Below are 19950 nucleotides of genomic sequence, written 5' to 3'. Positions count from 1 at the left end.
AAGAAGGCCTGTACAGGGGAAGCGAGAGAGACGAGTCGGCCAGACTTCACGGAATAGTTAGTACGGCAAAAAAGGAGGGACATTGCATGGACGTGGTTTCCATACTGCTCTTGGCGCTTTCATTCGGTGTATTTTTTGCACTCATCAAGTTTTGTGACGCCGTGGTAAGAGAACAGGGAGGGAAAGAGAAATGATCTGGTTGCTGCTGATTGTGGCAGGGCTTGCGATGTACCTGTGCCACGCATTGATTTACCCGGAAAAATACTAGGGGTTACCCGAATCATTCGTTTATTTGGAACCATTTTTTAGAGGGAGTAGGAGGAACTGTCGTGGACTTTATACAAATAGCGTTGGTTTTGGTGGTGCTTTTCGTTCTCGCCATACCAATGGGAAAATATTTGGCACGCTCCTTTTCGCTGGAGACGACCCGATTGGACCGTGTTTTTGGCGGGTTGGAAAAAGCGATATACAAGCTGTCTGGCATTCGCGTAGCAGATATGACCTGGAAGCAGTACGCAATGGCTGTTCTGGTCAGCAACATTTCAATGGTAGCTATTGCATATCTCTTGCTTCGTTTGCAAGGGATGCTGCCTGGAAACCCAAGTGGAATCGCGGCGATGGAGCCGTTGCTTTCCTTTAACACGGCTGTCAGCTTTTTGACGAATACGAATCTTCAGCATTACAGCGGCGAGAGCGGATTGTCGTATCTATCGCAGATGCTAGTCATTATTTACCTGATGTTTACCACGCCAGCGACAGGGATCGCGGTAGTGATGGCTTTTATGCGAGGGCTGACTGGACAACGCAGCATCGGTAACTATTACGTTGACCTGGTGCGTGCTCATACTCGTGTGTTGATTCCACTGGCGATTGTCGTGACACTGCTCTTGGTATCCCAAGGCGTACCGCAGACGATGGAGCCGACGGCAACAGCGACAACCATTAGCGGAACGGAGCAACAAATCGCTCGCGGTCCGGTTGCTTCACTCGTATCGATTAAGCATTTGGGAACAAACGGTGGCGGATTCTTCGGGGTAAACTCCGCGCATCCATTTGAAAACCCAACACCTCTAACAAACGTGATCGAAATTTTGTCGATGTTCTTGATCCCGGCGGCACTGCCATTCGCATTCGGCTTCATGGCGAAGAGCCGCAAGCAAGGCTGGGTTATTTTTGGAGCGATGTTCGTGATGTTCCTGGCGTTCCTCATTACGGCGTATGCCAATGAAGCAAGCGGCAACCCGGCGCTGGAGCGGGCTGGCCTGTCACAACAAATGGGCAGCATGGAAGGAAAAGAAGTCCGTTTTGGTATCGCACAAAGCGCCTTGTTCACTGCCGTGACAACAGCGGCAACGACAGGAACCGTGAACAACATGCACGATACATTGACACCACTTGGCGGCTTAGTTCCGCTCGGTGAAATGATGCTCAACTGCGTATTCGGCGGAGATGGTGTCGGAACGATTAACATTTTGATGTATGCGATTTTGGCTGTATTCTTGGCGGGCTTGATGGTAGGGCGTACGCCTGAATTCCTCGGCCGCAAGATCGAAGGAAAAGAGATGAAGCTGATCGCCATCGCGATTCTCGTTCATCCCCTGATTATTTTGGCACCAACCGCTATTGCATTAGCGACAGAAATGGGTTCATCTGCAGTGTCGAACCCAGGTTTCCACGGTATTTCACAAGTGCTGTACGAGTACACTTCTTCGGCAGCCAACAACGGTTCTGGTTTTGAAGGATTGGGTGACAACACGCCATTCTGGAACATTTCTACCGGACTCGTCATGCTGTTCGGTCGATACGTCTCGATCATTACGATGCTGGCGGTAGCAGGCTCCTTGCTCGCAAAAACGCCAGTACCAGAAACGATGGGTACACTGCGCACAGACAATAGTGTATTCACGGTGATTTTGATTGCGACTGTGGTGATCGTAGGCGCACTGACATTCCTGCCTGTGCTTGCGCTCGGCCCAATCGCCGAGTGGCTAACGATCCGTTAAAAGAGGAAGTTCAAAAGCCGACTTTTTGAACAACGAATGAAAAATGAATACTAGAGGCAAAGGAGTAATTTTCCATGAGTAGAACGCGCACGGTTGCGCTTCCTAAAGATTTGTACCAGCGGGCCTTTGTCGAGTCTTTCAAAAAACTGGACCCGCGTGTAATGATGAAAAATCCAGTCATGTTCGTGGTAGAGATCGGGTTCTTCATTACGCTTCTCCTGACGTTTGTACCCAATTTGTTTGGGGGAGCTTCGGACCCGTTTTACAACGGTGTCGTCAGCTTTATCCTGTTCGTGACGATTTTGTTCGCCAACTTCGCAGAAGCCTTGGCAGAAGGTCGCGGCAAAGCACAGGCAGAGAGCTTGAAAAAAACGAAGCAGGACACACAAGCAAAAAAAGTGGGGAAAGATGGTCGCATTCAAGTCGTCAGCTCCACAGAACTGCGAAAAGGCGATCTGGTCATAGTGGAAGCAGGCGAGTTGATTCCATCCGACGGGGAAATCGTCGAGGGTGTCGCCTCTGTGGACGAATCAGCAATTACTGGTGAATCTGCTCCGGTCATTAAAGAAGCAGGTGGCGATTTCAGCTCTGTCACAGGAGGTACACGCGTAGTCAGTGACCGCATCCGCGTCCGCGTGACGACGGATCCCGGCGAATCGTTTTTGGATCGCATGATTTCGTTGGTAGAAGGCGCGAAAAGACAGAAGACCCCGAATGAAATCGCGCTGAATACGCTATTGGTCAGCTTGACGTTGATTTTCCTGATCGTCTGCACGACCTTGCAGCCGATTGCGAACTATGTAAATGCAGCCATTCCGGTTGCGACACTGATTGCTTTGCTCGTTTGCTTGATTCCAACAACGATTGGCGGACTCTTGTCAGCGATTGGGATTGCGGGTATGGACCGGGTCACACAGTTTAACGTCATCGCCATGTCTGGTAAAGCCGTCGAGGCATCCGGTGACATCAACACGATTATTTTGGATAAAACGGGAACGATCACGCATGGTAACCGGATGGCTGCCGAGTTTGTCACCGTAGGCAACAGCAAAAGCACGGAATTGAACCGAGTAGCTGCACAAAGCTCGGTCCATGACGAAACACCGGAAGGACGCTCTGTTGTAGAGCTGGCGAAAAAACAAGGTCTGGCACCTGCTGAACTGGAATTGCCCGGCTCCGAAGGCGTGGAGTTCCGCGCTGAAACAAGAATGAGCGGGACGAATCTGGCAAGCGGCGTCCTCATTCGCAAAGGAGCCGTAGACGCCATCAAAAAATACGTGGCAGAGCAAGGGGGCAACATCCCTGCTGATTTGGATGAAAAAGCAAACCGGATTGCAACGGCTGGCGGCACGCCATTGGCTGTAGTAGAAGGTAATACGATTCTCGGTTTGATTTATTTGAAAGATACCGTAAAGCCAGGGATGCGCGAACGCTTTGAAGAGCTGCGCCGCATGGGAATTCGTACGGTCATGTGCACGGGGGATAACCCGCTGACAGCAGCGACGATTGCCCGCGAAGCTGGTGTGGACGATTTCGTAGCCGAAGCCAAGCCGGAAGACAAGATTGCGCTGATCCGCAAAGAACAAGCGGCAGGCAAGCTGGTCGCTATGACAGGTGACGGTACGAATGACGCGCCAGCTCTCGCACAAGCCGATGTTGGTTTGGCGATGAATACGGGTACAGTAGCGGCGAAGGAAGCAGCGAACATGGTCGATCTGGATTCTGACCCGACCAAAATCATCGAGGTCGTGGCGATTGGCAAACAGCTGTTGATGACACGCGGTGCATTGACGACGTTCAGTATCGCCAATGACGTAGCGAAATACTTCGCGATCATTCCTGCGATGTTCATGCTGGCGATCCCACAAATGAGTGCCCTCAACATTATGGGCCTGGCTACACCGCAAAGTGCGATTTTGTCCGCGTTGATCTTCAATGCGATCATCATCCCGATCCTGATTCCGCTGGCGATGAAAGGTGTGAAATACACGCCAATGAGCGCGACAAAGTTGCTTAGCCGCAACCTGGTGATCTATGGCTTGGGAGGAATTATCGTTCCGTTCGTGGGCATCAAGCTGATTGACTTGATTTTGGTCGGATTGAATCTGGTATAACTCATATTGAAAAAAGAAAGCTCAGGTGAACCGATATGATATTGAAAAATTTGCGTCTCAGCCTCGTTTTGCTGCTGATTTGCGGTATTGCCTACCCGCTGGCGATGACAGGGGTTGCACAGGTTATCATGCCTGCGCAAGCAAGTGGTAGTCTCATCACCGATGCGAGCGGCAAGGTGGTTGGCTCCGAGCTGATTGGGCAGACCTTCACCGATCCGAAGTACTTCTGGGGACGCATTTCTTCTATTGATAATAATGCGTCAGGCTCTGGCTCGAACAACTACGCGCCATCCAACCCAGCCCTGATCGAACGTACGCAAAAGGATATCGCCGCATTTCTGGCAGCGAATCCTGGCGTGAAGCAGGAAGACATCCCGGCTGATTTGCTGACCAACTCCGCTTCCGGTCTGGACCCGCATATCTCGCCAAAAGCTGCCCAGATACAAGTGGAGCGTGTAGCCAAGGCGCGCAATCTCGAACCGGTACAGCTACAGGCTCTGATTGAAGCGAATACAGTGGGAAGAAGCTTGGGTGTATTCGGGGAGCCGCGTGTCAATGTAGTGAAGCTGAATTTGGCTTTGGACGAATTGAAGAAGTAAAGAATGAAGGAGGGCTGCGAGATGGTAGAGCAGTTTCGGCGAAAGTCCCCGGAGGAAATCTTGCAGTCCATCTTCAGAATGCACCGGGGCAGGCTGAAAATCATTCTGGGGGCAGTCAGTGGCTCAGGTAAAACCTATCACCTGCTAATGGAAGGGCAGACGCTTAAGAAAAAAGGGATTGATGTGGTCGTAGCTGGCTCAGGTGAGGCCACCCATCCCAAGCTGGCGCAAAAGCGGGAGGGCTTGGAGCAAATCCAGCCAATCATCTGGTATTCCCTCGGGGAAGCGAGACATGATCTGGACGTTGCAGCCATTATCGAGCGAGATCCGGAAGTCGTGCTCGTAGACGGTTTGGCTCATCGTAATCGTCCAGATGCTCCGCGCCCAACCAGCCTGGACGATGTTCAGTATTTGCTGAACCACAATATTAGTGTGATTGCGACGGTCAACATTTACGAATTGGCCGGGATGAAAGAGATGGCGGAGCGACTGACGAAGGCAGAAGTGCGGATCGACCAGTGTGTCCCTGAGGATACGCTTGCCATGGCTGACGAGGTGAAATTGCTCGACGTCACGCCAGAAGCCATTCTGAAACGGCTGCAAGAAGACGATCGCAACCCGACTCGAACCAAGCATCCGTTGTTTCGCAGAGACAATCTGCATATGCTACGAGAACTCGCTCTTCGGTTCGTAGCTACGGGCGTAAACGAGGATTTGGAGGATTATCGGGAGAAGCACGGCATGGTAGGGGCTTCAGGAGCCACAGAGAAGGTGCTGGTTTCTGCCCAGTATCATTGGAACGGCTCGATATTGGTTCGTCGCGGACAACAGGTTGCCAAGAGGCTCGGCGGAGAGCTCTTGGTCGTCTGTTTTCTCCCTTTATCCAAGAAGCTGACGAAGGAAGAAGCGACTTTTAAGAGATCCATCGGAAAGCTCGTGGACAAAGTCGGAGGTACCTTCGAAGAGCAGATGCTTGCACGTGAAAAGGACGTAGCAAACGAGCTCGTCGCATATGCGATGGAGAATAATGTGTCCCGAATCGTCATGGGACAGTCCAAGCGTACGCGCTGGGAAGAGATATGGTACGGCTCCATCGTCCATAAGATTCTTCGGCAAACGAAAAATATCGATATCTTGATCGTGGCAGATCGTTCCGAGCGGGACGGTGAGCGCGTCATGCCGACCAAGCGAGAACAAGCGGTAACGGCCAATCCGTACCGACGACTCTCCGATGAGGAGATGCAGCAAGAAATCGGTAAAATCAAGCGCGGGACGCTAAAAGTATATGTAGGAGCTGCACCTGGTGTCGGCAAGACGTACACGATGCTGAGAGAAGGCAACGAGCTCGCCGAAAATGGCATCGACGTGGTGATTGGGCTTTTAGAAACACATGGACGAAAAGAAACGATTGAGCAGGTAGGGGGACTTCCTCTTATCCCTCGCAAACGCATCCCGTATAAAAACGTGACGCTGGAAGAAATGGACACGGACGAAATCATCCGGCGAAATCCGGAGGTCGTACTGGTGGATGAGCTGGCACATACGAATGTGCCAGGGAGTACCTATGAGAAGCGATACCACGATGTCGAGAAGATTTTGGCTGCGGGTATTTCTGTCATATCCACGATGAACATACAGCACCTCGAGAGCTTAAACGACAGCGTCGAGCAAATCACGGGGATCCGCGTGCGAGAGACGGTGCCGGACCACATTCTGCATCAGGCAGATGAGGTAGAGCTGATCGATATTTCACCCAAAGCACTGCGTCAGCGGATGCGGGAGGGCAATATTTACGCGATGGAAAAGGTAGAGCAGTCGCTGACCAACTTTTTCAAAACAGGGAATTTGATCGCGCTTCGAGAGCTGGCCTTGCGTGAAGTGGCGGACGACGTCGACGAACGCTTGGAGGCGTGGGAGCGACGAACGCTGCGCGGGCCTTGGCGGCAGCAGGAAGTCATTTTTGTCTGTGTGAATTTGCGCGCAGACAGTGAACGTTTGATTCGCCGAGGGTTTCGAATTGCCTATCGGTTGAAGGCGTCCTGGCATGTAGCATACGTGCAGGATCATCCGTCGCTGACAGAAGAGGAAGAGACACAGCTGGCGAAGCTGAAGGCACTAACAGAGCGGCTCGGAGGTCGTTTCGAACGATACGAAGCCCCTTCCCGACGCAAGGTTTTCACCAAGCTGGTTTGGCATATGAACGAAAAAGGAACGACGCAGGTCGTCATCGGGCAGTCGGCGAGGACCCGCTGGAAGGAAATTCTCGAGGGTTCGGTCATTCAGCGATTATTGCGGGAGGTTCGACACATGGATGTGCTGGTCGTGGCCGATCACGCACCCGATATGATGTGAGGGAGGTTAATGATGGGCACAGAAAAAGAAGGGCAATGGGACCAAAGCGTGGCAGACGCCTATAGCCGTTTGGAGTGCCTGATACTAGAGCCAACTACGGAGGCAGATTTGTTTTCCAGGCTGATACGGGTCTACCTGGAGGAAGAAGAGGTGCGCATACGGCAAAAGCTAAAGCGCAAATCCTCACAGCGAATCTCTCGCGTCATGCATGAGCGGGTGGGTGAGTTTTTGTCAGGTCAGTTGGCAGGGCTTTCGTTTCAAGTGATCGACGGTCTCTTGTTTATAAAGAGGGAGGAACAGTTAGTTGCGGCACTCAAATGCATTCCTGATCTCGGTAGCTACGATACGCCGTCCTGGAATGCGACACTTGCCCGTTTTGCCAAGCAGTATCAAAAGCGGTTCAAGCTGGCGCCAGAGAAGCTGTTGTTCGTTGTCTGCTCGCTCGCCAAAAGCTTGGATGCAGCCCATGCCAAGGCGTTGACCGGAATTGACGTGTGGTGTGGAGCAGCGCTAACAACTCCAGCCTATCGAGATGCGTTGCAGGTGTATGTCAACAAATATGTGGAAGTCATGGACGCGCTCCCGCAGCCTGTGAACCAAGTGTATTTCTTAAGCGCAGATGTCCATCCGAATGCACTCGCTTGCCAATTGATGCGCGGGGAGAAGGCATCCTTACCAGATGGCTGGCTGCGACCATCCGTCAGTGACCTCATCCAATTATTGCAAGCCAGGCTGTGATATACTTTTAAGGACATTCATACCATGAATTTCCTTGGGAGGGACTGTTTATCAACGTAAAAGTGACTGGTATCCCGCATTTCACTGGGGCATATGTCTCTGGTACAGAATTAGCTCCGGACGCGCTTCGTACAGCAGGATTGATCGAGCAGTTGCAGCAGCATGGGTTGGATGTGCAGGATGTAGGAAATCTGCATCTTCCCGATGATTTGCCTCGCCATAATATTCCCCCAGTTCGTAATTGGCCGGCTCCGCGTATGTTTTGGGATTTGCTGCAAAAGGACGCGCAAGAGTGGCTCGATACAGACGACTTTGTCTTGATGCTCGGCGGAGATTGCAGTTTGGTCGTTGCAACGGCGCAGGCTCATCGGGCTATTCATCAAGAGAAAGCGTATTTGCTGGTGCTTGACGGTCATCTGGATGCGGTTGTGCCATCGGCTTCCCGTTGTATTGGGGCAGCAGGGATGGGATTGTGGTTTTTGCTTCAGGATCATGGACAATGGATCGAACCAAGCGGCTGGGATGCAGAGCGAATCCGCCTTGTCGGCTGCCAGCAGATGCCTGGAGAGACTTTCGGTGTTGATATCATGACCTTGGCCCAGCTAACAGAAGGAAGCATAGTGGAACGAGTTTCTCATATGCTCCAATCGATCCCGCCTGATGCCAAAATTCTCGTCCATTTCGACGTAGATATCATGCACAAAGACGCGATGCCAGCGGCCTATTCTCCAAGTGAAATTGGATTGTCGCTGCCCGAAGCGGAGGCATTGTTGGCAACTGTCTTACGAGATTCGCGCGTGACAAGTATGGAAGTGACGGAATTCTCAGGGGCAAGGGATACTACAGGCGAGTATGCAAGGAGACTGGTAGCGTTGCTCGCACAGGCACTTTCTACACGTGCTTAAAGCGCTCCCATCTATGAAATAATAAATTCAATTACTAGTGAGTTCGGCAGTCCTGATTCCTTTCAGGCTGTCGAGCTCTTTTTTTTGGCGCTTTCTTAGTTTTAAGAGGCAGCAAAGCCGGTGAGAAGAAAAAGCACAGGGCTCGCAGAGCTTGACAACGCCTACCCAGTCGGAACTGCAAAAAGAGGACCACGCTTGTCGAACACTTCTTCCCTGAGAAACGTCCGCCCGTAGGGTGGCTTTGGCTCGACGGTCCTCTTTTTGCAGTGGAGACGGACAGTCAATCCCCCACGCTGGCGTGTCAGAGTCGAAGAGAACTGTGCTTTTTCTTCTCCTCCACTATGTTGACTCAAACCCCAAGCTTTTGACAGGGAAATAAAATTTTTCAAAAATAAGGAGAAAGGATTTCTCAGCAAATTCGTATTAGTGTTGAATCACCCAAAACGGTTGCGTTCAAAGACGCCGTGTATCAATCACCACAAGGGCTTGAGCTTAAACTGAAACAAATCGAATTCTCCCCAAGTGCGACACGGGTTATGCTGGATTCAACGGTTCCAAAATCAGCTTACGTAGAGTTTGAACGGGCAGTGCTCATGTATGATAAGGATCATCCGGGAGGAGTCCACATCACAAACAAAAAAGTCGAACCTACTTTGTCAGGAGGTGATATCGCGTACGAAATTACAAACGAAAAAGGTGAGGTCGTGGCAGCTCGGGATATGTTTGTATTAGATGAAGGAATCGCGAAAAAGAAGAATGTTCTTTACGTCTCTGGACTGTCCAGTAAACAAGAAGGCGATATCATGAAGTGGTGGCATACATTTGGCCCGCTACAGGGTGAACAAAAGTTAAAGTTTCAGCTCCAAAAAGTTTATGAGAACAAACTGGCTTCTCCCAAATTCGACCTCATTCCAGAAGACCTAAACAAGAAGGCAGCGACTTTCAAGGATGAGACAGGCAGTTCGTTTACATTTTCCTCTTTTTCGTGGACACCTGCTAGCGGGGAGGAAAAAGGTAAGGCTGTGATAACTGTAGAGGGTACACTAGGAAAAGACATGGTCTCCATCAAATATTGGTATGTAAAGGATGAAAATGGGGAGATTTACTATGCGACATTGAGACCAGAAAGCACTAGAGACAAAGATGGACGCGTACTGGTCAAAGGCGAGCTAGTCATTCCGAAATTGGAGCAAGCACCGAAAAGGCTTACTATTTGCTATCCTGAATATACGGTGGAGCACCTCGTAAACTGGGAAGTGCCGATTGAAATCAAATAGATGAAAGACAGACAGGGGAAGAGGCTGACAGAGGCCTCTTCTTTTTTATTTGGATAACTGTTTCTAGAATTTTTTAAAAGTAGAGAAAGGTTTTTCCAGTTAATCCGTATTAGCTTATGTATCAACCAAAACGGAAGCTGCGCAGCATTCCCCGCTGGCTTGATCTGTTATAGATGGAGGAGTAGCAAAATGCCGGACGATCAGGAACTAATCGAGCAAATCCTGGCTGGCGATCATGAGCAGTACAGACAAATAGTCGACAGATACAAGGGCAAGATCGTGGGCTATTTGTACAGGATGATCGGCAACATGCAAGACGCGCAGGATTTGGCTCAAGACGTGTTTATCAAAACCTTTTATCGTTTACACGACTATCGGCCTGAGTACAGGTTTTCTTCATGGCTGTATCGAATTGCGAGCAATCATTGTTTCGATGAAATGCGAAAACGCAAACGGACAGAACAGGTAGAAATCGATGAGGAGCAGCTGATTGACCCAGACACGCCAGAGACGACTTTATTGAAAAAGGAACGGGACGCCGAGCTGGAACGCAGCATTATGCTGCTGGATGAGGAGTATCGTGAGGTATTCGTCCTGTTTTACATCCATCGTCTGTCGTATCGGGAAATCAGCGAGCAACTGTCTCTCTCGGAGAGCTCCGTTCAGATGCGATTATTCCGCGCCCGCAAAAAGATGAAGGACAGCCTGACGAAAACGATGGGAGGGGGAGCTATTTATGAAATGCTTCATGTTTAATCAATTGAAGCTATACGTAAACGATGAGCTGGCCCCTGCCGAGAGCAAAGGATTGGAGCAACATGTAGAAAATTGCCCACAATGCCAGAAGCAACTGCAAGAGTGGGTAGAAGGCATGCAGGAAGAGGATTTTACCACCATTCCGGAAGCTCCTGTACCCGATGCGTTTACAGATGAGGTCATGGATAAGCTGTCAGATGCAGTTCCTCCACGTTCTACGCGAAAGCGCTCCTCCCGAACCAGAAGACAAAGGGGTTGGGATATTGTGAAGAAGACAGGATTGGTAGTAGCAGGACTTACGGCGTTGGTGGTGACAGGAACGGTTGTATCACCTACGTTTGCGAATTATGTGAATAGCTTGTTCCAGATGGAAAAAAATGCGGATAGCGGTATGAAAAATGCTGTCAATAAAGGCCTTGTCCAAAAGCTGGAGCAAAAGGCAACCGATCAAGGAATTACCGTCGAGTTAAAAGAACTGTTGGCTGACTCGATGAGGATCGCCGTCATCTATGATGTGTACGACGAGAGCGGCAAGAAGATTGAAGATCATATTTTGAATGCGAAGCTGATTGATCAGAACGGAAAGGATTGGTTTGAGGATGATGGAGGAGATAATTCGGGAAGTCATGGAGAATTTTTCATCACAGAGCGATTTTTGAACGAAATCTTCGAATCAACTGAGGCGACTCCTGACCAACTGACCTTACATTTAGAACAGACAGAAATCGCAGATAAGACAGGAAAATGGTCATTGGAAGTTCCGATCGATATGAAGAAAGCCAAGGAAGCGACGAAAACGGTTGCCTTCAAGGATACTGTTTTTCAATCGCCGCAAGGGCTCGGGATTGAGCTGAAAAATATCGAATTTTCCCCGAGTGCGACACGGGTCATGCTGGATACCACTTTCCCAAAATCAGCTTATTTGGAGGTTGAACGAACGTCGATCCTGTACGATCGGAAAAATCCGCGAGGCGCCATTATCACAGAAAAAGAGCGTGATCCTGCTTTTTCGGGAGAGAATATGATGTACGAAATCACCAATGAAAAAGGGGAAGTGGTAGCAGCTTGGGATATGAAATCATTGGATGATGGGCTTGATAACAAGGAGAATGTTCTTTTCACACCAAGAACAGAAGAAGAAGCGGAAGAAAGACCAGAAGGCGATGTCTTGAATTGGTGGCATACATTTGGCCCGATACAGGGAGAACAAACATTAAAGCTTGAGCTTCAGAAAATTTATGAGAAAAAACTGGCATCGCCTAAATTTGATCTGGTTCCAACAGAACTAGACAAGAAAGCTGCGACTTTCAAGGATGAGACAGGCAGTACCTTTACATTCTCTTCTTTTGCATGGGAGCCAGGTAACGGCGAAGATCTAGGTGAGGTCGTAATGACCATAGAGGGTACATTAGGAAAAGGCATAGTCGAGAACCGCGATTGGTCTGTAAAGGATGAAAATGGGAAGACTTACGCTGCGTCAGTGAGCACGGAAAGCACCAGAGACAAGGACGGACGAGTACAGATCAAAGGTGAGGTCACGATTCCGCGCTTGAAGCAAGAACCGAAAAAGCTCACGGTATCCTACGCTACCTATATGGTGGAACATGACGTGAAGTGGGAAGTACCTTTTGAAATCAAATAGGTGGAAAGGCAAGAGAAAAAGAAGAGGCTGACAGCGGCCTCTTCTTTTTTATGTTTTACGATTTATGAATGTAAGGCCCCAACTGCTGGCGAGTAAAGGTATAACGGGAGTTTTCGTCCTTTAGCCACATATTGCCCTTCACGATGAGAATGTACACCGCAACGATGAAATAGATCGTCCCGATGATCCAGTCTGGCGTGGTTACCATGCCAGTGGAGATGATGTGCTGGATATACCATACCCCGATCGGGATGTGGAAGAAAATCACGGCGAACAAGCCCGGATTGTAGAGCGTTTTCGCTTTTAGATTCGCAAAAACTCCATGCCAGATAAACTGGAAGAAGCCCATGAGAATCGGTGCCAAGCCGAGCCAGACGACCGTCGGGAACAAGAGGGGAACTAGATAAAAGACATAGGCAATGACGAGGTTGATGATCATCGCAGACTGTGGATTCAGCGGATATCTCTCTGGATGGCTGCTTTTGAAAATCAAACCATTAAACAGTCCGGCAAAATAACCCGGCCAACGGTACTCTTCGTACTGATGAACAAGGATGGCAATGAAGCTTAGCCACAACAGCCGCTCGATAGCAGGAATGGTACTCCATTGAATCATCAAATACAGACCAACACCAACTGCCACTAACAGACCGAGATCAGACCAATATTTTCGCAAAAAGTCCATCTGTCTCTCCCCCTATTTCCTATTTTTCATGAAAATAGCGTGCGAATAACAAATCAATCTGTTGCTCTACCGAAGCGACCTCGATGCCAGCGCCTGTAGATAATATCGACTTGAGCAAGGCTGGCAGAAAAATCGCTCCAAAGAGTTGCATGATCATCATCATGAGAACCTCATGGTCTTCTACGTGGGTAATTTCCATCAAAACTCCCTCAATCTTCACAAACCCGATGCTTTTTAGAAATTGACCGTACTCATATTGCGAGGTAAATACAGCACCACCAAGCGAAAAGATTCGCGAAACCAGCTCGGGATATTGCTGGATGATCTGCACGTAGCTCATTAAAAACTGCTTGAGTCGTTCTTGGGGAAGCAGAGATGTGTTATCCAAGAGATCAAATGTAGCTGTAAAGCTGCCTAGAAATGCACTGAGGGCTTCATTGATGAGCTTATCCTTGGAACCGAAATAGTAGTTAACCAAAGCTACGTTGGTACCGGAATCCGCTGCGATTTTCCGCACCGTCACACTCTCGAAGCCCTCCATCTTGATCAAATCCAGTGTCGATTGCAAAATTTTCGCTTTCGTTTCGCTGTTTTTATCTACCTGTGACATGATCAACCTCCTTATTTATTGGAAACAAAATTCTTTGGTAAACATCGTTTTAAACGTTGTTTAATTTAATGGTATCAGTTTCCAAATGAGATGGCAATGATTTGTTGGCACATCAGCTGAGCTTTTCGCGTATACCTAATAGGCAATGGGAAAGAGGTGACCACATATGAGCGGATGGCTCGCACTCCTGCTCGTTTCCCTGGCCATCAGCATGGACAGTGTCAGTGTAGGATTGACGTATGGTTTACGGAACATGAGAATGCCCTTTTTGTCGCTCGTCGTCGTTTCCGGTTGTTCGTTTGCTGTTGTATATGGTGTCATGCTCGTAGGCTCATCCCTCACCGAATGGTTAACACCCGAGATCGGCAAGTATATTGGTGCCGCGGTCTTGATCCTCATGGGTTTGTTTACTCTGTGGCGGCTCATTGCGACACGGTCGGGGACAGAGGCTCAGGAGTCTACTGCTGCGAGCAGCAACGCCGTTGTAGCCGCAGAAAAACAGGAAGAGCAGGAGCCCATCGTATTATTGTCGCAGTTCCGCATTTTTGGTGTCATGATCCAGATTTTAAAAGATCCGTCCAAAGCCGATGCTGACCGTTCTGGGCATATTATGGGCTGGGAGGCCGTCATGTTGGGGCTTGCCCTGTCTTTGGATGCTTTCGGCGCAGGCATCAGCCTTACGTTTTTGGGATACTCGCCACTGCTCGTCGCTCTCTGTATCGCAGTGATGAGTGCTTTACTTCTTGCGGTAGGAATTGCCCTCGGTAGGCGCGCAGGAAAAGCTAGCTGGTTGACGCGACTCACCTGGCTGCCGCCGATTTTGTTGATTTGCATTGGTGTAGCCAAAAGCTTGAAATAACCGACAAACTAATCACAGACCCGTCCAGATAAATGGACGGGTTGTTTTATTTTCTAGCTCGTCTGCATACACATGAAAATGAGTGAGAAGTGGATGGAGGAGATGTAGGTGGATACACAGCCAATTCGAAAATGGTACACGCTGGCGGCGGCCGACGTGACCGAAGCCCTTCATAGTGATGCTGCGCAAGGGTTGACTCAGCAGGAGGCGGAGCGGCGACTGGCTAAACAAGGTGCCAACCAGTTGGCTGAGCAAAAGCGAAAGCCTCTCTACTCGGTCTTTGTTGATCAGTTCAAGGATTTTATGGTACTCATCCTGTTCATCGCAACACTGATCTCGTACTTCCTTGGAGAGTACTTGGATGCGATTGCGATCATAGCGATCATCCTCATTAACGGCATCCTCGGTTTCATTCAGGAGGCCAAGGCTGAGCGATCCTTGCAAGCGCTAAAGGAGCTGGCATCCCCGATGGCGCGCGTCATCCGGGGCGGGCACATTTCCATGATACCGGCTTCGCGGCTGGTACCTGGTGATCTGGTGCAATTGGAGGCCGGGGACCGTATTCCCGCAGATTTGCGTTTGCTTTCGGCCAATCGGCTAGAGGTAGAGGAGTCTGCGTTGACAGGAGAGTCTGTCCCCGTCGGAAAAAACGTGAAAAGACTGGAGACAGCCCAGGCATCTACTGTACCGCTTGGCGACCAAAAAAATCTCGCGTTCATGGGCACGATGGTGACTGGAGGAACAGGGAGCGGCATCGTCGTAGCGACAGGGATGAGCACGGAAATCGGGAAAATCGCGCACTTGATGAATACAGCGGAAGAAGCAGAAACCCCTTTGCAGCTGCGCTTGGAGCAAATGGGCAAAATTCTCGTGGTCGTCGCACTACTGTTGACGATTGTGGTCATCGCTGCTGGTGTCTGGCATGGTCATGAGCTGTTTACGATGTTCCTCGCCGGGGTGAGTCTCGCAGTGGCGGCGATTCCGGAAGGCTTGCCGGCGATTGTGACTGTCGCGCTAGCGCTTGGCGTCCAGCGGATGATCCGCCGCAATGCGATCGTACGCAAGCTCCCATCGGTCGAGACATTGGGCTGCGCCTCTGTCATTTGCTCCGATAAAACAGGGACCCTGACTCAAAATAAAATGACCGTTATCCAAGTGTGGCACAGCGATTCCACGTATGAGGTGAGCGGCAGCGGCTATGCACCAGAAGGAGCCTTTCACTATCTAGGGAAAATGGTATCTCCCGCCCGTGACGGAGCGCTCTCGCAAATGATCCGAATCGCAGACAGATGCAACAACGCCCGTTTGACATGCGAGGAGCAAAGCACGCGCAATCTACTCGGGATGGGCAAGACGTCACGCTTTTGGCAAGTCGTAGGCGACCCGACAGAAGGTGCTCTCAAGGTGCTTGCCGCAAAGGCATTGGGGGGCAATACGGAGCGTAGCAACCAGAAGAATCAGGGACAGCGTGTGGAGGAGCTCCCCTTTGATTCTGACCGCAAAATGATGTCGGTCGTCGAAAAGGGGACGGACGGCGTATATTCCCTGCTGACCAAAGGCGCGGCGGAGGCATTGTTGGCCAGATCGACACACATTTTGTGGAAGGGAGAGCTCATTCCACTCTCCGCGACGCTTCGTCACCAAGTACTGGAGCAAACGGAACGGATGGCAGGCAAAGCGCTGCGCGTACTTGGCTTCGCTTATAAGGCGCTGCAAGGCTATCGCCCTGGACAGCCAATCGGCACCTTGGAAAACAATCTCGTCTTTGTCGGAATGGCAGGGATGATTGATCCACCGCGTGAAGAGGTGCGTCCAGCGATCAATTTGTGCCATCAAGCAGGAATCAAGACGGTCATGATTACAGGCGACCACAAGGTGACAGCAGAAGCAATCGCCCGGCAGATTGGTTTGATGCGTGGCTACGGAGAAGTATTGGAGGGGCGGGAGCTGGATGGCATGTCAGATGAGCAGCTCGCAGAGTATGCGGAGCGAGTGACTGTCTATGCCCGTGTGTCTCCTGAGCACAAGCTGCGGATCGTCCGTGCCCTGCAAAGCCAAGGACATGTTGTTGCCATGACCGGAGACGGTGTCAATGATGCTCCTGCGATCAAGACCTCAGACATTGGGATCGCGATGGGGATTACCGGTACAGATGTAACGAAGGAAGCGGCCGATCTCGTGCTGCGCGACGATAACTTCGCCACGATTGTCGCCGCTGTTGAGGAAGGGCGTAACATCTATGACAACATTCGAAAATTCATCCGTTATTTGCTCGCGTCCAACGTAGGCGAGATTCTCGTCATGTTTTTTGCGATGCTCCTCGGGCTTCCTTTGCCTTTGGTGCCGATCCAGATCTTGTGGGTCAATCTCGTGACGGATGGTTTGCCAGCAATGGCGCTGGGCGTCGATCAGGCGGAGAAAGATACGATGTATCAGAAGCCGCGCAACAAGGCAGAGAACATATTCAGCCGAGGGTTGGGCTGGAAAATTATTAGCCGTGGTTTCCTCATCGGGGCCATGACATTGCTCGCGTTCTGGCTGACGCTCAAAGAGAATCCGAATGACTTGGTGCATGCCCAAACTGTCGCTTTCGTTACGTTGGTTATGGCGCAGCTAATTCACGTTTTCGATTGCCGGAGTCAATATAGCGTTTTTCACCGCAATGTATTTGAAAACAAATACCTCGTCTGGGCCGTGCTTTCGTCGATCGTGCTCGTGATCGGTGTCGTATACATGGAGACACTCCAGCCGATCTTCAAAACAACCGATCTGAATCTGCGCGATTGGGCATTAATTTTGGTCGCGGCAGGAGTTCCTACGTTTGTCGCGGGAATCGGTGGGGTGCTTACCAGCAGCAGACAGCGCACAAGCAAAGAAAAACGTCCAGCTATGCGTACGGTTCGTCCTGACTAATCGAGCCGCCAAAGGGGAGAGGGAGCCATCGTGCGCTTGAGAAGGGGAGGATGGAAAAGACGTAGAAGGAGAATTTTCGCTGGGCTCCTACTGATTATTGTGGTATTTATCGTTTTGTTTATCGTTGTGGAACGCAGGGTAGAGCCGACGTTGATGCTGATTGCCCAGGCCAAGGCAGAGCAGGTCGCCAAGCTCGCCATTACCGATGCAGTCACCAAACGCATGTCCCAGCAGGGTGTCGACGTTAACGAAGTTGTCATTATGGAGAAAGACGAGAATGGCAGCATCAAAGCGGTGAATTTTAATTTCAAAGAGTATTCCCGGATTGTGGGAGAAACGACAGCCCGTATTCAAAATCGCTTGAAGGAATTCGAGCAGGAGCACGTCAAGACAACCATACCACTAGGCTTGGCTACCAAAAACGTCTTTCTGGAGCACTTTGGGCCTGATATTCCGGTGTCGTTCGTTCCGATTGGCGCGGTCAAAACCAAGCTGGAAACGAAGCTAAAGCAAGCGGGAATCAACATGGTGCTGGTGACTGTCTACATTTATGTGGAAGTCGATCTGCGGGTCATTATTCCGTTTGCAACCAAACAGCAAACAGTCACCACGGAAATCCCGGTCTCCGAGGCGCTGATCGTCGGCAAGGTACCAACCTATTTGTACGACAATCCATCCGGGAAGCCCGATGTGCCGATGCCGCGAACGAACCAAGTCCCAAGCAACCAGATTCCAAGCCAGCCGTGATGTTTTTCGCTTATACGCGAACGATTTACACATCTATGAAAATTTATTTGAAACGTTTCTGAAATGGTGCCGTCCAATGAATAGAGACACACAAAAACAAGCAAGAACATTGGAGGCATAAACAATATGAAAACAATCCGTACAGGTATGATGACAATCGCGGCACTGGCCGTTTTGGGAACTAGCGTGGTATCTGCAACCTCCGAACCAGTAAAAGAACTTTCTGTTAACATAAACGGTCAAGCAATCGCACAAGATGCGATCTTCGATAAAGGTCAACAAACCGTACTGGTTCCACTTCGTCCTGTTGCTGAAGCCCTCGGTTTCAAAGTAAGCTGGAACGACAAGGAAAAAGCAGCAGAAGTGCAAAGAGGCGCGATCACCAGCTACGCAAAAGAAGGAGAGGATCGCTATCCTTTCGCAAAAATGTACAAAACGCTGGGAGCAGAGCCTCGCGTACTGAATGGCAGCACCTATGTGCCAGTCGCATTCGTTGACGAAATCCTGCAAGCAGACGTGAATGTAACCGATGATGCAGTGACTGTAGTGGAGGACGAAATCGCTCCTATGCGCACAGGTACCATTACGAACATCAGCAAATCCGATAAAGGCTACTCGGTTACACTGAACATCTATGAGTCTGGCATCATCCTGCACCTGACGGAAGACACCAAAATTACGGATGAAGCTGGTAAAGTGCTGAAGCCAGAAGACTTGAAGCTGGGTATGGCCGTAGATGCGACAACCGAAAAATTCATGGCGATGAGCTTGCCGCCACAAACGAGTGTGCTCAGCATCACGGTAAAAGGCGGCCTGGAGACTCAGGACGTCCTGGGAACAGCGGGAAAAGTAGCGAGCATCTCTGCTGACAAAGATGGCAACTACAAAATGCTCGTAGAGGGTCGCGGTATTACCGAAACCTCCCAAGAAAAAATCAACCTGAACATTACCGAGAAAACGGTGATCATCAATGCGCGAGACAACAAAGTACTCTCGCCAGCTGAGCTGAAAGAGGATATGCAAGTAGTTGCCTTCTACGGCCCAATGATGACGAAGAGCCTGCCACCTATCGGCACTGCTGAGAAAATCGTAGTAGAGTAAGAGAAAGAACGGGATGGCATTTGCTGTCCCGTTTTTTGCGTTCATGACTAGATTGTGTATTTCATACAGATGACGCGACCGTGTTTTTCCGTCTCTCTTTCCTCGTAGACAGCAAAACCATATTTCTCGTAAAAAGGCACAACCCGGCTATTCTTCTCCAAAACGGCCAGATGTAGAGAGGTGTAGCCGTTTTCCCGGTACCAGGCGATTAACGTATCCAGGAATTCTCTAGCGTACCTGTGACTCTGATAGGCGCTGTGCAGCATGATGAGGCCGAGCCAAGGGTGGCCATCTCGTGGATTACGCAAAATAAACTGGGCGATCCCGATGATCTCGGTACCGTGTACTTCTCTTATCGAAAAGCTGTAGGAGTCCGCAAACGCTAGATTATCTTGATGGTCTTCTGCTACTGTCTGCAGAGTGACGACCCGTTGTCCAAAGGCAAACTCCATATAATCGGGGTTTGAATTGTACACCGCTAGCAGTTCGGGGAAATCGTGTTCCGTGACGGGCTGAAAAACCAATCGAGCGCTATGGGCTGGGAAGGGAGTAGGGCTCGGCATGTCAAAAGCTCCTTTCAGTATATTTGTCATCTATCTAATTAGATGATATTCTAATTTTATAAAATGTCAATTCGAATGATGATAAG

Annotated in this window: 17 protein-coding genes; 14 read left to right on the top strand and 3 right to left on the bottom strand. The window is 50.1% G+C overall.

The features are described from left to right. The first annotated feature begins 190 nt into the window (after nucleotides 1-190). The 10 genes from kdpF to ACFVS2_RS28760 all read left to right on the top strand — a co-directional run bounded on the left by kdpF (nucleotide 191) and on the right by ACFVS2_RS28760 (nucleotide 12386). Nucleotides 191-268 (top strand): K(+)-transporting ATPase subunit F, encoded by a 78-nt coding sequence (kdpF, locus tag ACFVS2_RS28805; protein WP_111914364.1) that lies wholly within the window; start codon nucleotides 191-193, stop codon nucleotides 266-268. 61 nt (nucleotides 269-329) lie between these two features. Next, nucleotides 330-2003 (top strand): potassium-transporting ATPase subunit KdpA, encoded by a 1674-nt coding sequence (gene kdpA, locus ACFVS2_RS28800; RefSeq protein ID WP_390239736.1) that lies wholly within the window; start codon nucleotides 330-332, stop codon nucleotides 2001-2003. 74 nt (nucleotides 2004-2077) lie between these two features. After that, nucleotides 2078-4117, top strand: a complete 2040-nt coding sequence (gene kdpB, locus ACFVS2_RS28795) for a potassium-transporting ATPase subunit KdpB (RefSeq protein WP_173620946.1) — start codon at nucleotides 2078-2080, stop codon at nucleotides 4115-4117. A gap of 35 nt (nucleotides 4118-4152) precedes the next feature. Further along, complete coding sequence (gene kdpC / locus ACFVS2_RS28790) at nucleotides 4153-4716, top strand: potassium-transporting ATPase subunit KdpC (RefSeq protein WP_390239734.1); 564 nt, start codon at nucleotides 4153-4155, stop codon at nucleotides 4714-4716. 21 nt (nucleotides 4717-4737) lie between these two features. After that, nucleotides 4738-7068, top strand: a complete 2331-nt coding sequence (locus ACFVS2_RS28785; protein WP_390239732.1) for a universal stress protein — start codon at nucleotides 4738-4740, stop codon at nucleotides 7066-7068. A gap of 12 nt (nucleotides 7069-7080) precedes the next feature. Further along, nucleotides 7081-7806: a hypothetical protein gene (locus ACFVS2_RS28780; RefSeq protein WP_390239730.1), complete on the top strand. Its 726-nt coding sequence runs from the start codon at nucleotides 7081-7083 to the stop codon at nucleotides 7804-7806. A gap of 62 nt (nucleotides 7807-7868) precedes the next feature. Beyond that, complete coding sequence (locus ACFVS2_RS28775; RefSeq protein WP_390239728.1) at nucleotides 7869-8711, top strand: arginase family protein; 843 nt, start codon at nucleotides 7869-7871, stop codon at nucleotides 8709-8711. 536 nt (nucleotides 8712-9247) lie between these two features. Continuing rightward, nucleotides 9248-9988, top strand: a complete 741-nt coding sequence (locus tag ACFVS2_RS28770) for a hypothetical protein (protein ID WP_390239726.1) — start codon at nucleotides 9248-9250, stop codon at nucleotides 9986-9988. Nucleotides 9989-10177: 189 nt separating this feature from the next. Beyond that, entirely contained in the window at nucleotides 10178-10744 is a 567-nt protein-coding gene (locus tag ACFVS2_RS28765) for an RNA polymerase sigma factor (RefSeq protein ID WP_376898823.1), read from the top strand. Next, entirely contained in the window at nucleotides 10725-12386 is a 1662-nt protein-coding gene (locus ACFVS2_RS28760; RefSeq protein WP_390239724.1) for a DUF4179 domain-containing protein, read from the top strand. Before ACFVS2_RS28765 ends, ACFVS2_RS28760 begins: the two co-directional genes overlap by 20 nt. Before the next feature lie 55 nt (nucleotides 12387-12441). Here ACFVS2_RS28760 and ACFVS2_RS28755 read toward each other — a convergent pair whose 3' ends face one another. Next, entirely contained in the window at nucleotides 12442-13071 is a 630-nt protein-coding gene (locus tag ACFVS2_RS28755; protein WP_390239722.1) for an HXXEE domain-containing protein, read from the bottom strand. 19 nt (nucleotides 13072-13090) lie between these two features. After that, nucleotides 13091-13681 carry a TetR/AcrR family transcriptional regulator gene (locus ACFVS2_RS28750; protein ID WP_390239720.1) on the bottom strand — a complete coding sequence of 197 codons (591 nt, stop codon included), beginning with the start codon at nucleotides 13679-13681 and terminating at the stop codon, nucleotides 13091-13093. Nucleotides 13682-13847: 166 nt separating this feature from the next. Here ACFVS2_RS28750 and ytaF point away from each other — a divergent pair, with 166 nt between their 5' ends. The 4 genes from ytaF to ACFVS2_RS28730 all read left to right on the top strand — a co-directional run bounded on the left by ytaF (nucleotide 13848) and on the right by ACFVS2_RS28730 (nucleotide 19301). Further along, nucleotides 13848-14540, top strand: a complete 693-nt coding sequence (gene ytaF / locus ACFVS2_RS28745) for a sporulation membrane protein YtaF (RefSeq protein WP_173620938.1) — start codon at nucleotides 13848-13850, stop codon at nucleotides 14538-14540. Between the two features lie 108 nt (nucleotides 14541-14648). After that, complete coding sequence (locus ACFVS2_RS28740) at nucleotides 14649-17453, top strand: calcium-translocating P-type ATPase, SERCA-type (RefSeq protein WP_390239719.1); 2805 nt, start codon at nucleotides 14649-14651, stop codon at nucleotides 17451-17453. Nucleotides 17454-17483: 30 nt separating this feature from the next. Continuing rightward, nucleotides 17484-18200, top strand: coding sequence for a sporulation protein YunB (gene yunB, locus ACFVS2_RS28735; protein WP_173620936.1), 717 nt, complete (start codon nucleotides 17484-17486; stop codon nucleotides 18198-18200). Between the two features lie 126 nt (nucleotides 18201-18326). Next, nucleotides 18327-19301 (top strand): copper amine oxidase N-terminal domain-containing protein, encoded by a 975-nt coding sequence (locus ACFVS2_RS28730; RefSeq protein ID WP_390239718.1) that lies wholly within the window; start codon nucleotides 18327-18329, stop codon nucleotides 19299-19301. 47 nt (nucleotides 19302-19348) lie between these two features. Here the strand turns inward: ACFVS2_RS28730 and ACFVS2_RS28725 are convergent, their stop codons facing one another. Beyond that, entirely contained in the window at nucleotides 19349-19864 is a 516-nt protein-coding gene (locus ACFVS2_RS28725; RefSeq protein WP_390239717.1) for a GNAT family N-acetyltransferase, read from the bottom strand. Between the last annotated feature and the right edge of the window lie 86 nt (nucleotides 19865-19950).

This window comes from Brevibacillus sp. NPDC058079 (assembly GCF_042885155.1).
Taxonomy (GTDB): Bacteria; Bacillota; Bacilli; order Brevibacillales; family Brevibacillaceae; genus Brevibacillus.
The sequence above is the reverse complement of the archived record's forward strand: the minus strand, read 5'-3'. Positions and strand labels throughout refer to the sequence as shown.